General features: G+C 63.9%; 2 protein-coding genes. One reads left to right on the forward strand and one right to left on the reverse strand.

The genetic code is table 11. The features are described 5' to 3' along the window. Nucleotides 1-819: alpha/beta fold hydrolase (locus AB0M20_RS43605; protein WP_364307382.1), on the forward strand; the 819-nt coding region annotated here is incomplete at its 5' end. Nucleotides 820-905: 86 nt separating this feature from the next. Here the strand turns inward: AB0M20_RS43605 and AB0M20_RS43610 are convergent. After that, complete coding sequence (locus AB0M20_RS43610) at nt 906-1,319, reverse strand: transposase (RefSeq protein WP_364307384.1); 414 nt, start codon at nt 1,317-1,319, stop codon at nt 906-908. Nucleotides 1,320-1,401: the final 82 nt, after the last annotated feature.

Consider the following 1,401-nt stretch of genomic DNA (forward strand, 5'->3'; position numbering starts at 1 on the left):
AAAGCTTTTAACAAGTTAAAAATGTATGCAAAAGTTAAAAAGAATTTAATCGGTTTTATGCGTTCAACTGAAGTTACAGTTAACAAAAATGACGTGGTGGTACCCGACCTGCGCGGCTTCGGCGCGTCTGACAAGCACCCGGCAGACCCGACGGCTCAGTACAGCGCCGACGCGCAGGCGCGCAGCGTCATCGGGCTGATCGAAGAGCTTGGGCTGGACCGGCCGGTCCTCGGCGGGCACGACATCGGCAGCCGGATCGCGCAGGCCGTGGCCCGGCGCCGCCCAGATCTGGTCCGGGCGTTGGTACTCACACCACCGCTGCCGGGGATCGGCGAGCGGATCCTGACCCCGTCAGCGCAGCAGGAGTTCTGGTACGTGCCCTTCCACCAACTTCCGCTCGCGGACGAACTCATCGACGGCCGGCCCGATGCCGTGCGCCGCCACCTGCGCCACTTCTGGACGCACTGGTCCGGCCCCAGGTTCACCCTCGCCGAGGACCACCTCGACCATCTCGTCGCGCTGTACGCCGAGCCGGGCGCGTTCACCGCGTCCATCCACTGGTACCGCGTCGGCTCCGGCGGGCTCGCCAGGGTGGTGGCCGAACCGGTGCCGCATCCCGCGGAGCGAATCACTGCGCCGACCACGGTGCTGTGGCCCGAACACGACCCATTGTTTCCGATCGGCTGGTCCGACCGGCTCGGCCACTTCTTCGTCAACGTGCGGCTGCAGCACGTCAACGGCGGACACTTTCTACCGCTCGAGTGCCCGCACGAGTTCGCCGCAGCCGTGACCACCGCGACGGCCACAACGCCCCCTTGAGCGGCCACGGCGGAATTCCATTTGGACGGTGAACCAAGTTGACGACCCAAGGAGAAGTTGCTTGGCTCGAACACGTGTGCGACTACTCAGCTTCCTGTGGGTAATGTGATCGTTACCCCGCCGAGGCAGAGGTAGATCATGGCGCTGAGGGCGTCAAGGTCGCGGTAGCCGTGGCCGCGGCGCTGGATGAGTCGGATCTTGGCGTTGATCCCTTCGAGGCGTGAGTTGGGTATGCCGAGTTCGACGGCGGCGATAATGGCCTCGAAGTGTTTCTTGATGCGGCGTACAAGGTTGGTGAAGGCGGGGATCCGGCTGCGTGCGGCGGCTGCACACCAGCGTTTGAGGTGGGATCTGGCGTCGGCGGGGTCAACGGTTCGGTAGAGGTCGCGTAGCTGTTCCCTGAGTTCCCAGGTGCGCCAGAGCCGGTAGCGGTGGCGGCGTAGCAGTGCGATCCCGCTCTGGTACCGGCCGCTGGGACAGATTGGCGTGTCGGCGCTCACCTAATTCCCCGGGGTTGGGCTCAGGTAATTACCCAGGTGGTGGTCCTCGGGGTGTAGTTCTACTTGGTGTTGTTGGTGGTTG

Source organism: Actinoplanes sp. NPDC051633 (genome assembly GCF_040681735.1).
Taxonomy (GTDB): Bacteria; Actinomycetota; Actinomycetes; order Mycobacteriales; family Micromonosporaceae; genus Actinoplanes.